This window comes from Plectonema cf. radiosum LEGE 06105 (genome assembly GCF_015207665.1).
GTDB classification, from domain to species: Bacteria; Cyanobacteriota; Cyanobacteriia; order Cyanobacteriales; family Nostocaceae; genus Rivularia; species Rivularia radiosa_A.
On sequence record NZ_JADEWL010000003.1, the window covers coordinates 26,191 to 47,930 of the forward strand.

Genomic DNA, 21,740 nt, shown 5'->3' on the forward strand with positions numbered 1-21,740 from the left:
ACCTATTCATGTTAATCAAAAAATAGTGGGTTAGGAAAAAAGGCTAATACATAATTAATGGTTAATAGCAATTATTTTCGTACTAGTCTATACGAAACAACCACTATTAACCACTAAATTTTCTAATAATGTTTATCAGAATTTCAAGCTAAATTTTTACCAACCTTTATCAGCTTGAGCTAAAACATATTCAGCAAGCTGTTCAATCTGTTCGCTAGATAAACGTTTGCCAAAAGCAGGCATTGCATTCTTACCATTAGTTACCTGATAAACAATTGCCTCTTTAGAATACATATCGTACTTTTCTAGAGCTTCTTTTTTCAAAGTTTTCTGTGCATTAACTAAATTTCCTCCACCTGCATGACAAGCTGCACAATTTTGTGTGAACAATTTAGCACCTTGCTCATGAGAAACAGCCATAACCACAGGTTTTACTACCGATTCTTGTTCGGAAGTAACTTCTACAGACGCAACAGCAGGCTTTTCTTCAGCAACTTTGGCAATTTCAACAGGCTCAGCAACTGTCTTAGTTTTCTCAACAACTTTGGTGACTTCCACAGGAGCAACTTGTTCAACACTTGGAGCAACCGTTGCTTGAGTTTCCTCACCACAAGCATAGGTGAAAAACAATAAAGGTATCACCAAAAACACAATAGATAGTATTTTTTTCATAGATTTTTTCCTGTAATCAACCCAACCTTATTTACCTTTTGCACAGTCAAGCTTATCGTTAAATATACGGATATTAAATGACAATAATATACAAATTTTCCAAAAACTAAGCATCAAAATCAAAAATCAACAGTTGATAATTGTCAATTGGTAATTTGCCGCCCATTTCCATCTCCTTAGCAAAGAGTTTACAGGTTGACAAACATAGTCATAACGACTACGCTTAAGGAGTTGAATTTATCTTCATAGTTTTATTTATGTTGCCTAACAAAGAAGGACAAAAAGTTCCTAACGTCACATTCCGAGTTCGCGAGAACAATGATTGGAAAAATATCACCACAGATCAATTATTCAAAGGTAAAACTGTGGTTGTCTTTTCTTTACCCGGAGCGTTTACTCCAACTTGTTCCTCAACGCACTTACCAGGATATAACGAACTGGCTCCAGTTTTCAAAGAAAATGGCGTAGACGATATTATTTGTATTTCGGTAAATGATTCCTTCGTGATGAACGAATGGGCGAAAGACCAAGAAGCGGAGAATGTAACTTTAATACCCGACGGTAACGGTGAATTTTCTGATGGAATGGGAATGCTAGTTGATAAAACCGACTTAGGTTTTGGTAAGCGTTCCTGGCGTTATTCCATGCTTGTCAAGGATGGTGTAATTGAGAAAATGTTCATCGAGCCAGAAGAGCCAGGAGACCCCTTCAAGGTATCCGATGCAGATACAATGCTTAAGTATATTAATCCCCAAGCTGCAAAGCCCCAAGGCGTTTTCATGTTTTCTAAAGAAGGTTGTCCTTTCTGCGCTCGTGCTAAAGAGATATTAAAAAATCAAGGCTTAGTTTACGAAGAAATTACCTTGAACAGAGATTTCAATACTCGTGGTTTAAGAGCTGCGACAGGTGCAACTACGGTTCCTCAAGTGTTTATCGATGGTAAATTAATTGGAGATTCGGAAGCTGTAGCTGCACACTTTGGGGTTAAATAAACCTTCTAGCTTCTAATAAATTGTGGGATGGGCATCCCTGCCCGTCCGAATCTGCCTCATAAAGATGAAATATGCTGTAACTAATTTTTCTGTATCGATTCCCTATATTGATTAATCTTAATTTTTTCTTAATTTAGTGAAAAATATATATTGAAACACATTTAGTTTTTTCGTAAATGTGTTAAACAAGTGATAGTGAGTGGAAAATATTAACAAAAATTGATGCTTGATTTTAATACAATAACCGAGTTTTCCCGCAACCACTGTGTAACTATTTGTGCCTTTTTGGTTCCAGCAAATCTAATCACTACATTGTCAACAATGGTTCTTGCTGCGCTTCATCGTCCATTGTCTCAAGTTTTGCAATCAGCAGCAATTGCTACCTTTTTTGCACTAACAATGATTTTGCACGTTTACACCTGGTTCATGATTGGTGTTGTACAGCTTCCGACTTATATTTTGTTGTGGTTGTCAATTACCTGTTTATTCAGCAATTTAGGGGCAATTTTATTTCAAAGGCGTTATATTCGGGCTTATTATTTTACTGAAAATAGATAATCAGGTTAAAGGTTAAAGGTTAAAGGTTGGTAATAAAGAACTGTTAACTCCTAATTCCTAACTCTAACTCTGGATAGGGTGGCATTAAGGCAAAGTTAAAAATATCAAAAAAATAGTTTTAGAGTTGAGCTAGAGCCTTAATAGCTCATATTTAACTTTAGCGTTTTTCAAAGCTTTTTTCTCAAACAACCGAGATTAATAACCTAATTGGAGTCCCACTTGAAGTCGAAAAACTCCTAACTCTTAACCTCTAACCTTAAACCTTTGACCTTAAACCTTTATTAGGCTGCTGATTTGCTCAAATCCTCCCGTAATCGATTTACGACTTGATCGAGTCCGACAGAATGGGCTGCTTTGAATAAAATGCGATCGCCATCTCGGAGGTATTGCTTTAAGCCGGTTGCTAGTTCGTTGTGGGTGGAATAGCATTGGATGGGAATGCCTTTAGCGCTTTTGGCTATAGCTTGTGCGTCCTTACAGTTAACCAATACCATCAAGGCATCTAAATTTAGAGAGCGTACTGTTTCCCCAACGAGTTGATGGAGTTGTTCGGATTTATCTCCGAGTTCTTTCATTGCACCGAGTACAGCAATCCGTCGCTTTCCTGGAGTTTCGGCTAGTAAATTCAACGCTGCGACCATAGCTTCTGGTGCAGCATTATAAGTTTCATCTAAGATTAGCACATCGTTGAGCAAGGTAAATTGTTGCGATCGCCCCGACGGCATATCTACCGTGACACCGTTTTTAAAACAATTCCAATCAATACCTAAAACTTGGGCGACTGCTAAAGCTGCCATGTAGTTAGCGGCAATATGTCTTCCCGGCATTGGTAAGGGTAAGCGTAAACCAGCGATTTCCAATGTATAATTATCAATTAATTTACCGTGGATATCTCCGCCGGTAAAACCAAAACTAATAACTTTACCTTGCCAAACTTTCGCTGCCGTTTCCATCAAAAGTGGATTATCGTAATTGAGAATTGCGATCCCATCAGCAGGCATTTCTGCTAAAACTTCACATTTAGCTTGAGCTATAGCTTCTTCTGAACCAAGTAACTCAATATGAGCAGTTCCGACGTTAGTAATTACGGCAATAGTGGGACGGGTAATTTGGGTAAGTTCGGCAATTTGTCCCATTCCCCGCATTGCCATTTCAATAACTGCGTAATCATGTTCTGGCTCTAATTCTAAAAGAGTTTTTGGTACGCCAATTTCATTATTGAAATTAGCATAAGTTTTGTGAACTCTTCCTTGAGTGCTTAAAACTCCGGCAATTAACTCTTTGGTTGTAGTTTTACCCACCGAACCCGTCACCCCAATTATCGGTATTGAAAATTGATTGCGCCACCATTGACCGATTTTTTGATAAGCTTCAAGAGTATTTGTAACTTGCAATACGGGAAATTGCTGATTGTCGTATTCAAAATCAACAATTGCTGCGGGTGAACCTTTTTCAATTGCTGTCACGACAAACCTATGTCCATCAAAGTTTTCACCACGAAAAGCGACAAATATTTCTCCGGGCTTAATAATTCTACTGTCTGTTTGTATACCAAAGAATGATTGTGCAAAAGCTGTTTCTGATAGATTTACACAAGTAGCACCAAGCAATTCAACTAGTTGTTTGAGGGTGGCAGAACAGGGCATAATACCGGGTGTTTGGGATTACGAAAGTTAATTTATTTAGTTCAATAATTATCGAACCGTTTGCAAATAATAGAAATAATAGAAGCAAACAAAGTTCTCTAATCCTATAGTTTCTTTGGGAAAAATATAAAGTACCGAATTTAACATTTTTACATATAGTTGGCAGATTAGATAAAAAATATCCTCAGTAAAATGTACCACCACAAGTTGATACTCATGATGGCACATTGAAAAATATGGTTATTCAATTGAACAAGTTCCGGTAAAAAGCGCTCTGTGCTGCTTTAATCACCCATTGATTAAGAAAAATATTAAATTTTGATTGGAAGTCGTGACTATCCACGATTTTTAATAAACATCACTTCGATGATTTTTTGACCTATCTCGCTTTGAATACGCAAAGCTTGATACAACTCCGTTAAAAAATCTTCTTCTTCGGCAAGGATACCATCAGCCAAAACTAAATCTGTAGCTATTGCAAAGGCTGCTTCCCTCAAATCCTCCGGCATAGAATCTTTAGCAGAATCAAACAAGTCATTTACACCTTCGTGTCGAATAATACCTGACAAGATATCAAACATCGATAGCATATCATCCTCGGAGTAGCTTTTAAACAGCTTTAGATGAGACAGCGCTTGATAAATTTCATGGGCTTGTTTTTGTGAAAGATTACCGTCTGAAGCAACTGCAATCAAAGCAATTGCTGTAAAAGCTTCTGCTGGGCTGAGTGCGTTTTTTACTCCACCTTGAGAACCGGATGCCCTATCAAATAGACTCATTACAACTTACTCCTTAAATAGAGTCTTTTTGGAAGTATATTTACGTAGACTCATTAATCTTGGTAAATATTCATACCATCAAGACTGGGTAAGTATAGTGTTCCCAAGTTTAGTGTCAAGCGAACACTTGCACCCAGCTTTTTTGAGAAAAGAATATTTTGTTTCTGTAGTGTTATCGAAAATTCTTTGAATAAGGATGATGTTCGCTTGTTTTTTCAATTGTCCCGATTACTACCAGCCCAATTCCGGATGTAGCGAGCAACAACGTGATCGATGCTAAGAAGGCTTTTACAAATATATGTAGGGCTTCGTCGAAGAAAATGTAGGTGGTCATAGCTTTTATTTCAACTAAAAGGGTAACTAGTACTATTGAATTCTCCAGCTTTTGGCGTTCTATTTCCGCAGAGAAAACACTTATATTGGTATCTTAACAAAACTTAAGCATTCCAACTGATACTGTTATAACATTTTGTTTTTAAAGATTAGATGAGTTTTTGTCAGGATATTAGCTAATTTTGTTTTATAGAAAATTGATTTTTTAATCAAATTGTCATTAATTACGTAAATTACTCATGAAAACTTAGTAAAATAATTTACAGCACATCCAAGCAATTGGAAAGCGATAATATCAAGCTTAAATAAACATATGGCAATCTGGTTTAATTTATAACTATTTTAGGAGTATAAAAAATGAAATTAGCCAAAGACTTAATTAGTAAAATATTTCAAGAACAGGTGACACCACAGGATTCTTTATTAAAAATAGAAATGATTAGCGATCGCCTTTTGCTCAAATCGATATCATTGGCATATAAAAAACAGATTTTTGAAACTTTTACTGAAGAGATTACAACTTATATGTATCCTCGTCCAGCTAAAAATATCATTGAAACAACATCATTCATCAAAAACTCTCTGGAAGGGATGAAAAATGAACATGAATTAATAGTAGTAATTTTAAGAAAAGACTCTCAAGAATTTTTGGGTTGTGCTGGAATTCATCGCATCAATAGTCAACACCCAGAATTTGGTATTTGGTTAAAAAAAACAGCCCATCATAATGGTTATGGTTTAGAAACAGTCGTAACCATGAAAAATTGGTGTGAAGAAAATTTAGATTGCGAATATTTTACTTATCCCGTAGATCAAGAAAATTATCCCAGCCGCAGAATACCGCAAAAATTACGTGGGGAAATTGTCCGAACTTATCAGAAAAGAAATTTAAGCGGTAGAATTTTAAATCTGGTTGAATACAAAATTCCCAAAGGTTAAAGAAAGGTTAAAGGTTAAAGGTTAAATCCTGGATTTCTCACAAGTAAGTGGTAAGCGGTAAGCGTTGAGTGACGGATTGATTTTCCCACTCAAAACTCAAAACTCAAAACTCAAAACTCCTAACTCAAAACTCCTAACTCAAAACTCAAAACTCAAAACTCAAAACTCCTAACTCCTAAGAGGATGTTTTAAAAGTATCCGGCGGTTTAAACCGCACGCCAGTTGCTACAACGGAGGGAGCCTCCGCAACGCACTGGCTCTACTACATAAACAAAGTCCACCGTAAGGTGGACTAGTTAATTTCAAACCCGCCTTACTGCGGGTGCCGGTGTAGCCGTGACTTCTAGTCGCCAGGTGAAGTATTAAATTAGACTTTCAAAACATCCTCTAACTCCTAACTCAAAACTCCTAACTCAAAACTCCTAACTCAAAACTCCTAACTCAAAACTTCTTTTTTCTTGTGTTCTCTGTTAAGAACGAGACAAAACTAATAAAAAACAAATTAAGAATAAACTAATTATTAATAATAAACTTTGATTGCGTTTTATCCAATTATTAATGCTTACATTCACCCTTGGTTTTTGATTTTGAGAAAGTAAATCTAAATTGCGTTGTTCTAAATTTTGGTAAAGAATACATTCCTTAGCGTAGGGACGTTGGGGATAGTTACAAGTATCGTCAGCGTGATAAGTACAGGTGTCACAAAGATATTCATCCGCCCCCGCAGCTTGATGTAAAGGGATTCCGGGGTGTCCATAAGCTTTAAGTTGAGTACGACAAAAAGGACAGGTGACAGCCTGTGAGTTTACGGTTTGTTTGCAGCGAGGGCAAGTTGCAGTGTCCACAGTCGATTTAAAATGTAGTGGTTGAACATCTTGATTCTAACTAATCAATTCTCTATTCCCTATTCCCTACTTCCCACTTCTCATTGCTTGAATTTCTGTTCTTAATGCTTTAATTTCTTCATGTAAAGCAGTAATTGATTGGGAACTAGCGAGTGTTGCTTCATCTTCCGCATCTCTACCAATAAAAAATGTCGCAAGTGTTGCCGTAACGTAACCGAATACGGTAAAAGCATATAGAGCTAAAATAAAGCATAATACTCGACCTTCCGCAGTTTTGGGGGAATAATCGCCTCCGTAAGTGGTCATTAACATTGCTGTCCACCACAAAGCATTGCTGTAACTTTTAATTCCTTCTCCGTTGGGGAGATTACTTTCAAATGCATACATTCCCGCAGCACCAACGAAAGTCACAATTAAAGTGAGTCCTACTACATAGCCGAAATTTCGCCGCGTCATAGTAGTTCTTAGCGATCGCATTCCCCGATTCAAGGAGCCGACTATCCGCAATAACCGCAGCGAGCGTGTGGTACGGGCAACTTTGGCTAACTGCAAAACTCGCACAAATCGAAACACTCGTAACGCTGGAATTAGCAGGGAAATACCTATAAGCCAGTTATTTTTGAGATATTTAAATTTATGTGGAGAAATGGAAAATGTAAGTAGAAAATCAAAAATAAATAGAATCCAGATAGTTGTAGAAACGGCTTCAAGCAAGGGAATCACCCCCCAAATTAATTCAACTACTAACAGTACCAGCCAGATAAAGCCCAATATTACCATCGGCATTTCTAACCAGTCATCAAGTTGTTGAACAAAATCAGTTAATTCTTGTTCTAACTCGGATTTTTCGATTGGATTCATTTGTGACATAAATTGACGCTGTAAATAATATTGCAACTCTTCCTCAAGAAAGCGATACAAATACCTTTGGGAAGATGCTTTTCAATAAATATTTTTAGTATCAATGAATAATTAATCGGTTACATCCCGCTACAAGGAGAATTTTGATGAGTTTAAAGCAGATTTGGAGGTTATTAAAGGAAACATTTAAAGAATGGAATGATGATAAAGCTTCTCGTTTGGCTGCTGCTTTGTCATATTACACGATTTTTTCCTTAGCACCATTGTTGATTATTGCGATCGCGATCGCGGGTGCTGTATTTGGAGATGAAGCTGCTAGCGGTGAGATTGTCAGACAAATACAGGGTTTGGTGGGTAGAGATGGTGCGGAGGTAATCCAAACAGCGCTGCAAAATGCTCAAAAACCAGATACACGTAATATCGCTTCAATTATCAGTATTGGTGTTTTATTATTCGGTGCTAGTAACGTTTTTGCTCAAATTCAAGATGCACTCAACACGATTTGGGAAGTACAACCAAAACCAGGAAGGAATATTTGGCAAACTCTCCGCAAACGTTTTTTATCTTTTGCAATGGTTGGTGGTGTCGGCTTTTTATTATTAGTATCGCTGATTGTCAATACGACTTTAACTGCGATGGTTAATTATTTTAGCGGTTTACTACCGGGGTTTGATTTTTTATGGCAAATTACTAATTTTATGATTTCTTTTGTAGTTATTACACTATTGTTTGCTTTAATTTACAAAGTAATGCCAGATGCGAAAATTGCTTGGAATGATGTCTGGATTGGTGCTGCGATTACTTCATTATTATTCGTAATTGGTAAATCTCTGCTGGGTTTATATTTAGGTAACGGTAGTTTTGGTTCGGCTTACGGTGCTGCGGGTTCGTTGATAGTACTTTTAGCTTGGATTAACTATGCCGCTCAAATCATCTTTTTTGGTGCCGAATTTACCCAAGTTTATGCAAGTAAATATGGTTCTCACATTGTTCCAGATGAAAACTCCATGAGAGTACCCGAAATAGATCGAGCTAAACAAGGAATGAAACGGAGAAATTCTCCCCGAAGAAATTGAATTGTATTCTTGAATAATTACCAAATATTTTTACTTGATTACCTGTAACTAATGTAGAGACGTTGCACTGCAACGTCTCCCGTATTTTTGTTTTTACTGAATATATAGTGATTTTTACTTGGATTTCATAAAAATCATCAAAACGCGCCTATATTAGTAGCGCTTGATTTTCATGATTTTTATAACTTATGAGTATTGAAATAAATTATCCGCCAAAGCTAAAAGCTATCAGCATCCATGCTCCTCATGCCTATGCTATATGTCTAGGAATCAAAAAAGATGAATATCGATCGCAACCCACAAATTGTAGAGGATGGGTTTTAATCCACGCTTCTCAATCCAAACAAAGTGATGATTATTTTGCTGATTATGGCATCGAGCCGACAAAAGTCAAACGTGGTGCGATTATTGGCGCAGTCAAAATCATTAATTGTGTTGGTTTTTCAGGAGATTATGCTTATCAATTAGCTAATCCTATCAAGTTTAGCCGTCCTGTAGAAGGAGTCAAAGGAAAACAAGCAATATTCTGGGGAGCAAAAACAGATGTCGAAAAAATAGCTTTTACTTTGGCATCTGAACAAATACGAGAGTATTTGCTTAGATGATGTTTTAAAAGTATCCGGCGGTTTAAACCGCTACTAGACAGGCAAAGTCCACCTGCGTGGACTAAGCAATTTATAACCCGTGCAGGCGGGTTTTGCTGGTGTAGCCAAGCCACTGCGTTGCGGGGGTTCCCCCCGTTGTAGCAAGTGGCGTGCGACTTACAGTCGCCAGGCAAAGTATATAATTTGACTTTTGAAACATCCTCTTAAATACAGTTGAAAAGCTTGTGCGCGAAAAGCTGAGTTAATGAGGATATGCAGCCATTTTAATTCCGGTGGAGGGATTAGTTTTGGTTTCAACAACGGGAATCTAAAAGCCTTTATATATCAAGCAAAATCTTGGAGACGTTGCATTGCAACGTCTCTACATTGGTTATTTTTGCCACGCTTAATGCGATCGCGAAGGCTTATCGCGCTTTAACTCAAATAAGGACGAGCTAACATAAAGCTGGAAATGGATTTAGAATCAACGGGTTCTCCTTGTAAAATCGCTTTCTCTAATTCTGCGGGGGTGAAAAACAAAACTTCGATGTCTTCATCTTCATCTAATTTTGGCGGTACTTCTAATTTTTCTAAATCCTCCGCTAGATATGCGTAAATTATCTCATCGGAATATCCCGGTGCAAGGAAAAATTCTCCTAATTTCTGCCATTTACCAGCACGATAACCTGTTTCTTCTTGTATTTCGCGCTTGATTGTATCAAAAGGACTTTCCGAATCTTCTACCGTACCTGCGGGAAATTCTAATAGCCTTCCACCAACTGCGAAACGATACTGACGCAACAGGATTAATTTACCGTATTGAGTTACGGGAATCGCTAAAGCACCACCAGGATGACGAACACATTCCCAATCTCCTTCGGCTTTGTTGGGTAAGCGTAAGCGATTCACTTCAAAATTAAACTTTCGTCCTCTATACAATAAACGCTGCTTTAATAACTGCGGTAGTTCTCTGCCTAATGCCATAGTTAGTTTTTTGAAAGTACCAATTGCAACGCCAACAGTTGATTTTTTATTGGCTTTGTTGTAACTTATAACCCTAAAAATTAGTCGCCTGTAAACAGGCATACATCAGAACAGTCTACCTCTTTAACAAGGTCTTTTATTACACGTTTGCTAACTGGTTCTACCCAATCTGGAGCAATTTCTGCTAGGGGAACTAATACGAAAGCTCGCTGTATCATTCGCGGATGGGGAATTTGTAGAGTCGGGGTATTTAATATTAAGTCATCGTATAATAACAAATCTAAATCTAAAGTCCGCGCTCCCCAATGTTCTTTTCTTTCGCGTCCAAATTGATTTTCAATTTCTAATAAAATTTCTAACAGTTTGAAGGGTTCTATATCTACATATACGCTGATGCAGCCGTTTAAATAATCTGGTTGCGGTGGGCCGACTGCTTTGGTTTTGTACAAATTTGATTTTGCCTTAAGTGTAATGCCTGGAATTTGACATAAAATTTTTACAGATGCTGATAAAATTGCCCGTGAATCTCCCATATTACTACCAAAAGCAATAGCGCTAATATGCACACTATATATCTCCCGAATACAAACAAATGTCAGGTCTTATGGTAAATTAGTTAATGTTACGGATAAAAAGTATTAATAAATACAAACCTTCAGCAATAAATCTTAAAAAAAACCCACATATTAGCTTGTAAGATATTAAATCTATTATTAAATATAAATTTAAATATTTATATCTATAGGGTATTATACTAACACGGTTATGGGGCAACAATCTGAGACGCTTTTCGTGGTGGTTAAGTTGCAATTAGTCGAAGCGAGGAACTAACGTGGCGAAGTTTACCTCTTGGTTCAGGCAACGAGCAGATAGGTTGAGTAATGGAACCAAAAACAAGCTGAGTTCTCAATCAGATCAATCTGTAAACAAGAACTCAGAATCAATCACAAAAGATGCGCCGCCAACAGAATTAGTTGGGGCTGGTAAAAATAATGAAGATTCGCAGTTGATTGCTAAAAAATTGTCGCCTCCGGTTCATTGGATTGAAGCGGAGCATAGGGAATCAATTACAGAGTCATCACCAACAACTTTAGGTGGAAAAACAAAGCAATTTTTCGGTGAAGCTAAAAAAGTTACAGCCAAAGTATTTGACAAACTTCCCGGCAAGGGAAAACCGCTTTATCGTCGCTATTGGGTTTGGGCGACTTTAGGTGTTAGCGGTGGAATAATTGCTGTTAGTTATGGTGTGTGGTCGATAGATAAAACTTTACCTTCTCGTGACCAATTAAATGCTGCTTCTAGAGAGCGAACCCTGACAATTAAAGCTGGTGATGGTACGATTTTGTATCAGCAAGGTGAAGCGACAAGAGAAAAGTTAAATATAGAAGAAATACCCGATAAACTACAAAAAGCATTTATCGCTTCCGAAGATCGAAGATTTGCTCAACACAGCGGAATTGACATTCAAGGAATTTTACGGGCGGTTACGAATAATTTGCGATCGCGAGGAGTGGTAGAAGGTGGAAGTACCATCACTCAACAGTTAGCGCGAATTCTGTTTTTAAATCGCAATAAAACCGTCAATCGCAAATTACAAGAAGTTCGTTTAGCCCAGAAATTAGAACAAGAATTAACTAAAGACCAGATATTAGAAAGATATTTGAATCTAGTATATTTAGGTTCCGGAGCTTATGGTGTGGCGGATGCAGCCTGGGTTTATTTTTCCAAGCCAGTTTCGGAGTTGAGTTTAGGTGAAATCGCAACAATTGCCGGTTTAGCTCCTGCTCCCAATGTCTTTTCACCCGCAGAAAATCCCCAAGCAGCTAAACAAAGACGTAATCTAGTATTACAACGGATGTTGGAAGATGGATTTATTACAGCTGCCGAAAAACAACAAGCGGCATCAGAACCGTTAACTGTGAAAGCTAGCTTACCCAAGCGACTGCAAATAGAAGCACCATATTTTATTACTTTTATTCAGAAAGAATTGCCCAAATATCTGGAAAAAGACGTTTTAGAAGGGGGAGGATTAGTAGTAGAAACTACTCTTAATCCTACTTGGCAGAAAAAAGCAGAAGCAGCAGTAGACAAAACCTTGCAAAATGAAGGACGCTGGCAGCGATTTAAACAAGCAGCAATGGTTGCTATAGATCCTCGCAATGGCGAAATTAAAGCGATGGTTGGAGGAAAAGACTTTGGTCAAAACAAATTTAATCGCGTTACCCAAGCCCAAAGACAACCAGGTTCTACATTCAAAGGATTTGTTTACGCAGCAGCAGTAGCAGCCGGAAATAATCCCCTTGACGGTTATTTGGATTCACCAATAGTAATTGATGGTTACGAGCCAAAAAACTACGATGAAGGCTTTCGGGGCTGGATAAATATGAGAGATGCCCTCACTAAGTCAATTAATATTGTCGCGGTGAGAGTATTGATGAAAGTAGGATATCAGCCAACTATCGATCTAGCTCACAAGATGGGGATAAAATCCCAAATCAAGCCCGTTATTTCCATGGCTCTCGGTTCTAATGAAGTAAATTTACTAGAATTAACCAGCGCTTACGGTACATTTGCTAACAAAGGAATGCACGTAGAACCCCACGCGATTACCCGTGTTCTCAACCGTAACAGTGAAGTCGTTTGGTCATCACATTTTAAAGGAAAACCAGCATTAGATGCTGATAGCGCCGCGATTACAACTTGGATGCTACAAAACGTAGTCACATCCGGAACAGCTACCCGCGCTCAAATCGGTCGCCCAGTGGCAGGTAAAACAGGCACCACCGATGAAGCCAGAGATTTATGGTTTATTGGCTTTATTCCTCAATTAGTAACGGGTGTATGGTTGGGTAACGACAATAACCAACCAACCTACGGCGACAGTACCACCGCTGCTTACACTTGGCAACAATTTATGAAGGAAGCCACTGATGGAATGCCCATTGAAAAGTTCCCCGAACGACCCAAGTTAACCGCCAGGAAAGGTAGTATCAAAGCACAGCCAATTAAACCCAGAAGATTAGTCACCAAGACGATTCCTCAAACAGAAGACGAATCCACTAACGAAAATTCCGAAAATACAACCAACAGAAATTCTTCACGGCGCAGAAGTACTAGCAGAAGAAGAACTACTACTACTAATACTAATTCCGAAAGCAATAGCAATAGTCCAACCAGGAGTAGAAGAACTCGTCGTAGAAGAAGTACTTCTCAAACCCAACAACAATCCACTACTCCGACACGTCGTCGTCCCAGGGTAAATTCAAATTCATCTTCTGGTTCATCTTCTGGTTCATCTCGTAGTCAACGGCGCAGAAGAACTAGCCAACCAAATTCTTCTCCTAGAAACCGTTCCTCATCATCTCCCCAGAGACAGCGTTCCTCGTCACCAGCGAAGTCTAAGCAGCCTTTTGCACCTGCTCCTAAAAAACAATCTGCTCCTAGTTCGTCGTCGTCGGGTTCATCACCTTCTTGGCGCGAGAGACTCAGACCAGGTTCATCGCAATAATCAGTGATTGCTACCAAGCACCGAAGGTCAGAGGAGGCGTTGGTAATACAGTCCGTCTCCTCAGATTTCTATGAATACATTCAAATTGTGGGGTAGACATCCCTGTCCGCCCAATTTTTAGCAATTTTATTGGTATTGCACCCAATTGAAAACTGCTATAATTTGAGAAAATTTTCTTAATTAATAATTAATATTTACTGCTGCTATTTTGGTCTATAGAAACATCTGGGTCTGGTGCATAGTAAGGACATGAATTATTTTCCGGACCATGAGGAAACATTTTACAAACAATAATATTACCCTCGTAAAAGCGACATTGGATACAATGGGGTATTTTGCGTTTGATTTTTGGCTTAATCATGAGAGTTTTTTGTAAAGTGCAAACTGATAAACTTTTGTAAAAACGTAAAATTTTACGTCTAACTTTCCACAGCAAAATTTTGTGGATCTACATCCCAATGTACCCAGAGATTCCATATCCGGAGCTACCCGCAAAACACGAGTATATCCGGTGTTAGGACAAAACATCTTCAGTAAAACTATCGGTTGTAGATCCGTATTTCCTGTGCAATGTGTAGAGCTTTGACTAGTAACCTTTTTTGTAGACAAGCAATGTCAATTCGGGACAATTGTCTATATTTTTTTGATGTATTTTATGCTTCGTTTTTTGCTAAAATCTTAGAAAAGCTTTCTTGATTGATATGCAAAAACCGTAGCTACATCAAGATGTTTAACAATCACGCGGATGGCTTAACCGTGTAAGCTTGTTGAGGGTTAACCGCTCCCATGCCCCCGTTGAAACAAGAAATAAAAGTCTAGACTTGTCTAGTTTTTATATAGCAGATACAGCAAATTAACGAAGTAAAAACATTTGTTTCGAGACACGTAGTGCCTTCAAACAATACGTCCTTATCAAATCCCCTTAATTTATTTATGGGGATTATCTTTTTACTTTTTACTTTTTACTTTTTAACCCCTCCCCCTCTCCGATGCCTTGGAGAGGGGTGCCCAAAGGGCGGGGTGAGGTAAAATTTGTATTGCACCCAAGTGAAAACCGCTATAGACTGATTGATGGTTAATTCAGGTTAACGCTTGCAGCAAAACTTCTCGATGTATCAAAGCCCTATCGGTGAGAAACTTAATTCTATCGTCCGAAAGCGCTTGTCCATTTGCGAAATGCTCAATCCAAGTTGTACTGATTACATTCGGATCTTCGGGTAATTCACTGATATCCCATCCCGGCATTTCTAATTCTTCCATCAACCGATTAATTTTGGGATCATAACTCAGCGCAAAACAGCGACAACCTTCACTTGCTGCCATAATCAAACTGTGCAAGCGCATTCCGATCGCCATTTCCACACCCCTATATATTCCTTTTAATATAGTTGGTTCTTCTAGGGTAACAATCTTACTGACATCTTTGAGTGCTGGTTGAATTGCTTGAGCGATACTTAAATCCTTGCTTTTTTGAAATGGTATTAGTAGGATAAAAGATTGGGTTGCCTTTTGAAAATCGACTAAAGCCTTAGTCAAATTATCTATTCGCACTGGTGTAAGTTCCGGATGAGCGCGTAAAGTAACAGCAACCCTTGGTGCGGGAGTATCCCAAATACCCGGTGTAGACTGAGATTCCAGCGCCCAAACCGGGTCAGGTGCGAGGATATGGGGGATATCCCATTCCTGAAGTAAAGTAGCAGAAACGCGATCGCGAACACTAACCCCCGTACAGCCAGCAAAATTTTGACGCGCTAACCAGCGAGTAGCATTACGTTTCAAAGGACCAATTCCTTGCGCCCAAGCCACAGTTTTCATGCCTCTTTTTTGGGCTATTGTCATCAAACCAGTATAATAAAATGGGCTAATAGCGCTGGTTGCATCTTGAATTAAACTGCCACCACCCCAAATAAAAGCATCGCAAGAACGTAAAGCCTGCATCACCGCATTAAAATTCTTACGTTCACAAGCTTCTACATTGTAACGCCGTTGAGTTTCCTCCGGATTGCCAGAAAGAACCACAGAAGTAACCGACTCAGGAAGCATTTGTAAAAGCGTTGCTAACAAAGCCTCATCACCACCATTTCCTTGACCGTAATACCCAGATAATAAAGCACGCATATCGATTTTGGATTTTAGATTTTGGATTTTGGATTTAAAAATAATAGGACTTAGCAAAAAGGCACATTTTTTATTGTAGGGTGTGTGACACTTTGAGTAATTTTTAATGTAAAAATAAGCTTCTTCTGTGTCACGCACCAACGCCCAGTCCTGAATAAATAAACAAATAATAAATAATAAATAATATATGTATATTTATTTATTTATTTATTTATTTATCTCCACCCAGAAATGTATTTCCCACGAATCGCGACACACTACAAGATACTTTTGTGACAACTTCCGTAAAGTTTAAGGATAGGTTGGGATTTTTTAACTTAATAATTTACCTTTGTTCTGGCGGTAGCTTCTGGGTGTTTGTCCCATCCAGCGCTTGAAGGCACGATAAAAAGCACTGGGTTCAGAGAAGCCAAGTAAAAATGCTACATCATGAATTGAAGTTTCTGGGTTGTTTAAATGCTCTAGGGCAAGTTGTTGACGAGTTTGATCTAGAAGTTTTTGATAGGAAGTGTTTTCAGCCTGTAACTCTCGCTGGAGTTGACGTACACTGATCATCAAATTACGGGCGATCGCGTCAATTAATGGTATTTCTCCTTGTAGTGAATGAGTAATAGCTTTTATGACTTTTTGGGTATAATCTTGCGCTTGATTCTGGGCGCTGAGCATACCGGCTGCATGGAGTTCAAAAACACTGAGCAAGTTAATATTCGCCGATCGCACTGCCCAATCTAAGCAGGTAGCATCAAACACAATACGATTTATGGGTTGAGAAAATTTTACCGCCGTTTGAAAAATCCGCTGATGTTCGGAATCATCTCCGGGAGAGGGATGTTGAAACCATACAGAATCAATTAGAAGAGGTTTCCCCGTAAGCTGTTGAGTGGCGGTGATCAGAGCCGCAAACGTGCTTTCAATCGGGTGGCGTGGTTCATCCAACAGATAATTTTTGACATTGCCAATAATTTCGCACTCACAATATACCCAACCATCTGAGACTTGGTGGTGAATTGCCACACCTTGACTAAATAAACGAGTGTACCCAGAAAGCTTTTCGAGTACTTGTCCGTAGGTTTGGCAATTCAGCAGCACATAACCCACAATGCCAATGGCACAAAGATCAAACGCTTCACCAATGTGTAATCCTAAATCGCGATCGCCAGTTTGCTTTATTGCTTCGCGCCACAGATATTTAAGTACTTCTCCACAAACCTGGCGATCGGGATCTTCGAGCCAAATCGGATCGATATTCGCATTGCTGTACAAGCAATCTACCTCAACTCCTTGCGCCCCTACATACTGCACAATATCTCGCACGATCGCGATTGAAAAGGTAGCCTCCTGCATCATTTAATCAATCATTTTAATTGGCGTAATCCATCAATTTTTTGGCGTAACGTGTCAATCCATACTTTGGCACAAAGCCTTACTGTTGAACTGTTAGCAATTAATTCCAACGATATTTTCTCAGGATAAATTGACAATGACAAGTCCAAATTTTTCGGTAATAGCAAACCTAGAGACAATTGTAAATCCAGTTACGGGCGATCGCATGACAATTTTGCACCCATCACATCAAAGTCAAGGAAATTACGCCAAAATCTGCTTTGATTTACCCCCCGGTGCGAAAGGCAGCCCATTACATTACCACACCGAAATGGATGAAACCTTTACGGTAATTGAGGGATGTCTGGAAATGGAAGTGGGACAAAAAGGAAATCGACGCACTCTGCAACCAGGTGAAAGCTTACACGTACCACCAGGAATGCACCACAGCTTTTGCAATGCTTCTGATGATTGGGTTACTTTTATGACAGAAAACCGTCCCGCAGCAGGATTTGAGCAGTTTATTCGCGGAATGTATGGATTAGCCATCGACGGTAAAGTCAATTCTGAAGGAATGCCAACCAATCTTTTGCAATTTGCAATGTTACTTAAACTTTCAGATACCATTCCTGTGGGTATTCGAGCAATTCTATTTAGCTCGATAATTAACACTTTGGTTTGGGTAGCCCAGGTTTGTGACGTTGATGATTCCTTGGTCAAATACTGGCGTTAAAGTTATTAGATTTTCAATTTTTAGTTTTGAAAATGAAATAAATACATCATGCAATTAATTGTACTTCAATCAATCGCGCTAATTATGACTGGGTTAATGGTTGGAAACGAACTTGCGGTAAGTGCATTTGTACATCCACAACTGAATCAATTAGAAGATAAATGTCATGCTGCTTCAACAAAAGCTCTTGCGCGTATTTACGGCAGTATTATGCCATTCTGGTATGTTACGACACTAATACTTACAATTGGCATCGCTTTTATACTCCAACATCATAGATCGGCACTATTTTTTACTACGATCGCCGCAATAATTTGGTCTTTATTAATTCTCTTCACCATTGTTAAGTTAGTACCGATCAACAACAAGATCGGTCAAATGAGCTTAGAAAAGTTGCCCGATGGCTGGAAAGATTTAAGAAAACGATGGGATCGACTTCATGCAATCCGAGTTGGTTTCCTTGTCATCGCACTAATTTGTCTGACGGTTGCCTGCCAAATTTCTACAAGCTGTTAAACCCAAGATTTGGGTTGGATTGATTGCTGTTTGCACTCATACAAGGAATTACTAATGATCCGTTTAAAACTGGTTCGTACTACGGGAATTTTGTTTATTTTACTAGTCATCCTATCAAATATTCCTTACACGCTACTAATTCAAACCTTTGGATATGACGACATTCTCCGGGAACCAGTTGAGATTGTCCTGAAAAAGTTTCATGCAGGAGGAACCCAATTAATTCTTACCTGGTTTGCTTTCGGCTTAACTGCCTTATTATTAACACCCGTTAGTATTTTGTTGCACAGCGTTATAGACCGTAATCATATACCATATCTCCCTGCTATCACTGCAATGGGCGCACTTTCCGGCATTTTGCAAGCAATCGGACTAATGCGCTGGGTATTCGTCGTTCCAGTTTTAGCAAATCTTCATACCGATCCAAACACCAGCGCAACCACACAAGAAGCAGTCAGAGTAGTATATCAAGCAGTACATCAATATGGCGGTGTTGTAATCGGCGAGCATTTAGGACAAACTTTATTAATCGGTTGGACTTTGGGAATAGGTTTAGTTATGCGATCGTCACCACTTTTTAAATCTTGGGTAGCTTGGTGGGGATTATTTACTACACCATTGCTGCTCTTGGGGCAAAGCGAACTTTTAGCAACAGTAATACCTCAAATGCCCGTTATCGAAACAACCCCCATAGGCTTTATACTATGGGAAGTCTGGATATTAATTGTAGGCATTTCCCTGCTGCGAGTACCTCAAAAACGGCTAGCATCTTAACTAATCAGGGCTTACGCAATTGTCACAATATCCGGTTGGTGCGTGACACTAAAAACCTTATTACTACGTTCAAACTTCATCAAAGTGTCACAGCACCCTACAAGAAAAATGTGCCGGTTGCGTAAGTCCTACTAATGTTGGTAATTCCATAAATATCAGGTTATGGGTGCCTGCCAAATAGCTAAATTTGATTATATTTTCGTTATTCAAACTCAATACCACAAATTAAGTTGGGGCTAGTAACGGCATTGCTCAAACTGTCACACAACGACAATAACGCCCGAAGAGAATCTACACTGCCGTTAAGCTCCCCTACAATAAACAATTCCTAACTCATAACTCCTAACTCCTAACTTTACTTATGCACGCACTTTCAATTCCCACTTGGATAATTCACGTTTCCAGCGTTATAGAGTGGATTGCCGCAATATGGTTAATCTGGAAATACGGCGAAGTTATTGGTAATCGCGCTTGGTTTGCTTTATCTTTTGGGATGTTACCAGCATTAGTCAGCGCCATGTGTGCTTGTACGTGGCACTTTTTCGAGAATTCCCCATCACTCGAATGGCTAGTAACATTGCAAGCAAGCATGACAGTAATTGGTAATTTTACCCTTTTTGCAGCAGCTTGGTGGATATATCGTTCCACAAACCTTGTAAAATCAGAATAATTATCAAATCAAATTGGGCATGAGGCATTGGGAAGATAACTCCTAACTCCTCACTCCTAACTCTTCACTCTTTAAAATGATTTCCAAAGAAACTTTATTTGCATTATCGTTATTTCCCTACCTTGGTTTTTTATGGTTTATAACTCGTACTCCTGAAACCCCAAAATTAGCTTTGTATGGATTTTACGGCACTTTAGTATTTGTCGCCGTCACTATTCCAGCAGGTATTTACTCCCAAGTGCATTACGGTAAAACTCTGGCAAATGTCGATTGGTTACACGGAAGCGCAGAAGTATTTTTAACTTTGTCAAATATTTTAGTTGTAATAGGTTTCCGCCAAGCAATAATTAATAAGGTCAAAGGTTAGAGGTTAAAGGTTAAAGGTTAAAGGTTAAAGGTCAAAGGTCAAAGGTTAAAGGTCAAAGGTTAAAGGTTATCTTTTAACTTCAAATTGTTTGCAACCAACAACCATCAACCATCAACCATCAACTAACAACCATCAACCATCAACCAACAACCATCAACCATCAACCATCAACCATCAACCATCAACCAACAACCATCAACCATCAACCATCAACCATCAACCATCAACTAACAACTAACAACCATCAACCATCAACCATCAACCATCAACCAACAACCATCAACCATCAACCATCAACCATCAACCAACAACCATCAACAAAAATGCAAGTAATTCCAGCTATAGATTTATTAGAAAGCCGTTGCGTGCGACTTTATCAAGGAGATTACGAAAAATCTGAAGTCTTCAGCGAAAATCCTGCTGATATTGCCCAAAAATGGGTTGAACAAGGCGCAACAAGATTACACGTTGTCGATTTAGATGGTGCGAAAGCTGGTAAAGTTGTCAATTTGTCCGCGATTGAAACTATTGTAAATGCAGTTTCTGTACCTGTAGAAGTGGGTGGCGGATTGCGTAGTCGGGAAAGTGTGCAACAATTATTTAATATTGGTGTAGAGTGGGCAATTTTGGGAACCGTTGCTGTTGAACAACCCCAATTAGTGCAAGAACTTGCTCAAGAATTCCCCCAAAAAATTATCGTTGGTATTGATGCTCGTAACGGTAAAGTTGCAACTCGCGGATGGTTGGAAACTTCAGAGGTTTTAGCAACACAACTTGCGGTACAAATGCAAGAATTCGGAGCAGCAGAAATAATTTACACTGATATTTACCGCGATGGGACTCTTAGCGGACCAAATTTAGACGCTTTACGGGAACTTGCAGCTGTTGTGGATATTCCGATTATTGCTTCTGGTGGAATTAGTTCGGTGACAGATTTATTAAGCTTATTAGCGTTAGAACCCCAAGGTGTTACTGGTGCAATTGTTGGACGTGCTTTATATACTGAGGATATTTCTCTTCGTGAAGCAGTACGAGCGGTAGGTTCAGGACGTATTCAAGATATACCTCCTCATGGTTTCTCTACTTTCGCTTAATAACTTAATAACTATATTGTTTTTAACTCAACAACTTTTAGAATTCGGTTTTTTTCAAAAACTGGATTTTTCAGTTTTTAGGATGAAAAAAATAGTTTGTTATTTTTCCGGATTGTTAATCCTTGGTACTGTATTCAAATGCGTAGGGAGTTACTTCTACAGAGCAAGTATTTTCTATAACTTATATTTAATCATAAACAAATATATCCCAGCATCGCTTTTATTGAAAAGTTTGTCTTGGGGATTTTTCCCTTGACATTAGTGTATTGCTTTGGGAAAATACCGGATTTTTCAGTTTTTAAAAACTTTGCATATAGATTTTTCAGATTTTTAAGATATTGGGTTTCCTACACAGAGATGCTGCAAAT

The 21,740-nt window shown here is 38.7% G+C and carries 23 protein-coding genes; 13 read left to right on the top strand and 10 right to left on the bottom strand.

Annotated elements, in window-relative coordinates; genetic code table 11:
• Positions 1–156 precede the first annotated feature (156 nt).
• Entirely contained in the window at positions 157–672 is a 516-nt protein-coding gene (gene petJ, locus IQ247_RS33495; protein WP_375341210.1) for a cytochrome c6 PetJ, read from the bottom strand.
• 257 nt (positions 673–929) lie between these two features.
• On the opposite strand from petJ, the gene IQ247_RS01305 reads away from it, so the two are divergent.
• Both IQ247_RS01305 and IQ247_RS01310 read left to right on the top strand, forming a co-directional pair.
• Positions 930–1,664: a glutathione peroxidase gene (locus IQ247_RS01305; protein ID WP_193916168.1), complete on the top strand. Its 735-nt coding sequence runs from the start codon at positions 930–932 to the stop codon at positions 1,662–1,664.
• Between the two features lie 222 nt (positions 1,665–1,886).
• Positions 1,887–2,222: a hypothetical protein gene (locus tag IQ247_RS01310; RefSeq protein ID WP_193916171.1), complete on the top strand. Its 336-nt coding sequence runs from the start codon at positions 1,887–1,889 to the stop codon at positions 2,220–2,222.
• Between the two features lie 281 nt (positions 2,223–2,503).
• Here IQ247_RS01310 and IQ247_RS01315 read toward each other — a convergent pair whose 3' ends face one another.
• Both IQ247_RS01315 and IQ247_RS01320 read right to left on the bottom strand, forming a co-directional pair.
• A complete protein-coding gene (locus IQ247_RS01315) occupies positions 2,504–3,868 on the bottom strand; it encodes a UDP-N-acetylmuramoyl-tripeptide--D-alanyl-D-alanine ligase (protein WP_193916174.1) in 1,365 nt (454 codons plus the stop codon).
• Between the two features lie 335 nt (positions 3,869–4,203).
• Complete coding sequence (locus IQ247_RS01320) at positions 4,204–4,647, bottom strand: tellurite resistance TerB family protein (protein WP_193916179.1); 444 nt, start codon at positions 4,645–4,647, stop codon at positions 4,204–4,206.
• A gap of 690 nt (positions 4,648–5,337) precedes the next feature.
• Between IQ247_RS01320 and IQ247_RS01330 the strand changes: the two genes are divergently transcribed.
• A complete protein-coding gene (locus tag IQ247_RS01330) occupies positions 5,338–5,919 on the top strand; it encodes a GNAT family N-acetyltransferase (protein WP_193916186.1) in 582 nt (193 codons plus the stop codon).
• A gap of 470 nt (positions 5,920–6,389) precedes the next feature.
• Here IQ247_RS01330 and IQ247_RS01335 read toward each other — a convergent pair whose 3' ends face one another.
• Both IQ247_RS01335 and IQ247_RS01340 read right to left on the bottom strand, forming a co-directional pair.
• Positions 6,390–6,764, bottom strand: coding sequence for a zinc ribbon domain-containing protein (locus IQ247_RS01335; RefSeq protein ID WP_193916189.1), 375 nt, complete (start codon positions 6,762–6,764; stop codon positions 6,390–6,392).
• 66 nt (positions 6,765–6,830) lie between these two features.
• Complete coding sequence (locus IQ247_RS01340; protein ID WP_193916192.1) at positions 6,831–7,634, bottom strand: potassium channel family protein; 804 nt, start codon at positions 7,632–7,634, stop codon at positions 6,831–6,833.
• A gap of 137 nt (positions 7,635–7,771) precedes the next feature.
• Here IQ247_RS01340 and IQ247_RS01345 point away from each other — a divergent pair, with 137 nt between their 5' ends.
• Positions 7,772–8,701 (top strand): YihY/virulence factor BrkB family protein, encoded by a 930-nt coding sequence (locus IQ247_RS01345; protein WP_193916195.1) that lies wholly within the window; start codon positions 7,772–7,774, stop codon positions 8,699–8,701.
• A gap of 188 nt (positions 8,702–8,889) precedes the next feature.
• The gene (locus IQ247_RS01350; protein ID WP_193916198.1) at positions 8,890–9,306 is read left to right on the top strand and encodes an ASCH domain-containing protein; all 417 of its coding nucleotides are present in this window, start codon (positions 8,890–8,892) and stop codon (positions 9,304–9,306) included.
• A 414-nt stretch (positions 9,307–9,720) separates the two neighbouring features.
• Here IQ247_RS01350 and IQ247_RS01355 read toward each other — a convergent pair whose 3' ends face one another.
• Complete coding sequence (locus IQ247_RS01355) at positions 9,721–10,269, bottom strand: NUDIX hydrolase (protein ID WP_193916201.1); 549 nt, start codon at positions 10,267–10,269, stop codon at positions 9,721–9,723.
• A gap of 80 nt (positions 10,270–10,349) precedes the next feature.
• A complete protein-coding gene (gene folK, locus IQ247_RS01360) occupies positions 10,350–10,835 on the bottom strand; it encodes a 2-amino-4-hydroxy-6-hydroxymethyldihydropteridine diphosphokinase (protein WP_193916204.1) in 486 nt (161 codons plus the stop codon).
• 266 nt (positions 10,836–11,101) lie between these two features.
• Between folK and IQ247_RS01365 the strand changes: the two genes are divergently transcribed.
• Positions 11,102–13,777 carry a transglycosylase domain-containing protein gene (locus IQ247_RS01365; RefSeq protein ID WP_193916207.1) on the top strand — a complete coding sequence of 892 codons (2,676 nt, stop codon included), beginning with the start codon at positions 11,102–11,104 and terminating at the stop codon, positions 13,775–13,777.
• Between the two features lie 187 nt (positions 13,778–13,964).
• On the opposite strand, the gene IQ247_RS01370 is transcribed toward IQ247_RS01365, so the two are convergent.
• From IQ247_RS01370 to IQ247_RS01380, 3 genes are all read right to left on the bottom strand, one after another.
• Positions 13,965–14,138 carry a hypothetical protein gene (locus IQ247_RS01370; RefSeq protein WP_193916210.1) on the bottom strand — a complete coding sequence of 58 codons (174 nt, stop codon included), beginning with the start codon at positions 14,136–14,138 and terminating at the stop codon, positions 13,965–13,967.
• Between the two features lie 719 nt (positions 14,139–14,857).
• On the bottom strand, positions 14,858–15,895 hold the full coding sequence (csaB, locus tag IQ247_RS01375; RefSeq protein ID WP_193916213.1) for a polysaccharide pyruvyl transferase CsaB: 1,038 nt from the start codon (positions 15,893–15,895) through the stop codon (positions 14,858–14,860).
• A gap of 312 nt (positions 15,896–16,207) precedes the next feature.
• Positions 16,208–17,242, bottom strand: a complete 1,035-nt coding sequence (locus IQ247_RS01380; protein ID WP_228059388.1) for an AraC family transcriptional regulator — start codon at positions 17,240–17,242, stop codon at positions 16,208–16,210.
• A gap of 133 nt (positions 17,243–17,375) precedes the next feature.
• On the opposite strand from IQ247_RS01380, the gene IQ247_RS01385 reads away from it, so the two are divergent.
• The 7 genes from IQ247_RS01385 to hisA all read left to right on the top strand — a co-directional run bounded on the left by IQ247_RS01385 (position 17,376) and on the right by hisA (position 21,372).
• Entirely contained in the window at positions 17,376–17,951 is a 576-nt protein-coding gene (locus tag IQ247_RS01385) for a cupin domain-containing protein (protein WP_193916216.1), read from the top strand.
• A gap of 48 nt (positions 17,952–17,999) precedes the next feature.
• Positions 18,000–18,467 carry an anthrone oxygenase family protein gene (locus IQ247_RS01390; protein ID WP_193916219.1) on the top strand — a complete coding sequence of 156 codons (468 nt, stop codon included), beginning with the start codon at positions 18,000–18,002 and terminating at the stop codon, positions 18,465–18,467.
• Positions 18,468–18,521: 54 nt separating this feature from the next.
• Complete coding sequence (locus tag IQ247_RS01395; protein ID WP_193916222.1) at positions 18,522–19,241, top strand: DUF4386 domain-containing protein; 720 nt, start codon at positions 18,522–18,524, stop codon at positions 19,239–19,241.
• Positions 19,242–19,602: 361 nt separating this feature from the next.
• Positions 19,603–19,911 (top strand): DUF2499 domain-containing protein, encoded by a 309-nt coding sequence (locus IQ247_RS01400; protein WP_193916225.1) that lies wholly within the window; start codon positions 19,603–19,605, stop codon positions 19,909–19,911.
• 76 nt (positions 19,912–19,987) lie between these two features.
• Complete coding sequence (locus IQ247_RS01405) at positions 19,988–20,278, top strand: DUF3593 domain-containing protein (protein ID WP_193916228.1); 291 nt, start codon at positions 19,988–19,990, stop codon at positions 20,276–20,278.
• 88 nt (positions 20,279–20,366) lie between these two features.
• The gene (locus IQ247_RS01410; protein WP_193916231.1) at positions 20,367–20,516 is read left to right on the top strand and encodes a hypothetical protein; all 150 of its coding nucleotides are present in this window, start codon (positions 20,367–20,369) and stop codon (positions 20,514–20,516) included.
• An 85-nt stretch (positions 20,517–20,601) separates the two neighbouring features.
• Positions 20,602–21,372, top strand: coding sequence for a 1-(5-phosphoribosyl)-5-[(5-phosphoribosylamino)methylideneamino]imidazole-4-carboxamide isomerase (gene hisA / locus IQ247_RS01415; RefSeq protein WP_193916234.1), 771 nt, complete (start codon positions 20,602–20,604; stop codon positions 21,370–21,372).
• Positions 21,373–21,740: the final 368 nt, after the last annotated feature.

Excerpts from the sequence above, each read along its gene's own strand:
- petJ (WP_375341210.1), bottom strand. The coding sequence starts at position 672 with ATGAAAAAAATACTATCTATTGTGTTTTTGGTGATACCTTTATTGTTT.
- IQ247_RS01305 (WP_193916168.1), top strand. The coding sequence starts at position 930 with ATGTTGCCTAACAAAGAAGGACAAAAAGTTCCTAACGTCACATTCCGA.
- IQ247_RS01310 (WP_193916171.1), top strand. The coding sequence starts at position 1,887 with ATGCTTGATTTTAATACAATAACCGAGTTTTCCCGCAACCACTGTGTA.
- IQ247_RS01315 (WP_193916174.1), bottom strand. The coding sequence starts at position 3,868 with ATGCCCTGTTCTGCCACCCTCAAACAACTAGTTGAATTGCTTGGTGCT.
- IQ247_RS01320 (WP_193916179.1), bottom strand. The coding sequence starts at position 4,647 with ATGAGTCTATTTGATAGGGCATCCGGTTCTCAAGGTGGAGTAAAAAAC.
- IQ247_RS01330 (WP_193916186.1), top strand. The coding sequence starts at position 5,338 with ATGAAATTAGCCAAAGACTTAATTAGTAAAATATTTCAAGAACAGGTG.
- IQ247_RS01340 (WP_193916192.1), bottom strand. The coding sequence starts at position 7,634 with ATGTCACAAATGAATCCAATCGAAAAATCCGAGTTAGAACAAGAATTA.
- IQ247_RS01345 (WP_193916195.1), top strand. The coding sequence starts at position 7,772 with ATGAGTTTAAAGCAGATTTGGAGGTTATTAAAGGAAACATTTAAAGAA.
- IQ247_RS01350 (WP_193916198.1), top strand. The coding sequence starts at position 8,890 with ATGAGTATTGAAATAAATTATCCGCCAAAGCTAAAAGCTATCAGCATC.
- IQ247_RS01355 (WP_193916201.1), bottom strand. The coding sequence starts at position 10,269 with ATGGCATTAGGCAGAGAACTACCGCAGTTATTAAAGCAGCGTTTATTG.
- IQ247_RS01370 (WP_193916210.1), bottom strand. The coding sequence starts at position 14,138 with ATGATTAAGCCAAAAATCAAACGCAAAATACCCCATTGTATCCAATGT.
- csaB (WP_193916213.1), bottom strand. The coding sequence starts at position 15,895 with ATGCGTGCTTTATTATCTGGGTATTACGGTCAAGGAAATGGTGGTGAT.
- IQ247_RS01380 (WP_228059388.1), bottom strand. The coding sequence starts at position 17,242 with ATGATGCAGGAGGCTACCTTTTCAATCGCGATCGTGCGAGATATTGTG.
- IQ247_RS01385 (WP_193916216.1), top strand. The coding sequence starts at position 17,376 with ATGACAAGTCCAAATTTTTCGGTAATAGCAAACCTAGAGACAATTGTA.
- IQ247_RS01390 (WP_193916219.1), top strand. The coding sequence starts at position 18,000 with ATGCAATTAATTGTACTTCAATCAATCGCGCTAATTATGACTGGGTTA.
- IQ247_RS01395 (WP_193916222.1), top strand. The coding sequence starts at position 18,522 with ATGATCCGTTTAAAACTGGTTCGTACTACGGGAATTTTGTTTATTTTA.
- IQ247_RS01400 (WP_193916225.1), top strand. The coding sequence starts at position 19,603 with ATGCACGCACTTTCAATTCCCACTTGGATAATTCACGTTTCCAGCGTT.
- IQ247_RS01405 (WP_193916228.1), top strand. The coding sequence starts at position 19,988 with ATGATTTCCAAAGAAACTTTATTTGCATTATCGTTATTTCCCTACCTT.
- hisA (WP_193916234.1), top strand. The coding sequence starts at position 20,602 with ATGCAAGTAATTCCAGCTATAGATTTATTAGAAAGCCGTTGCGTGCGA.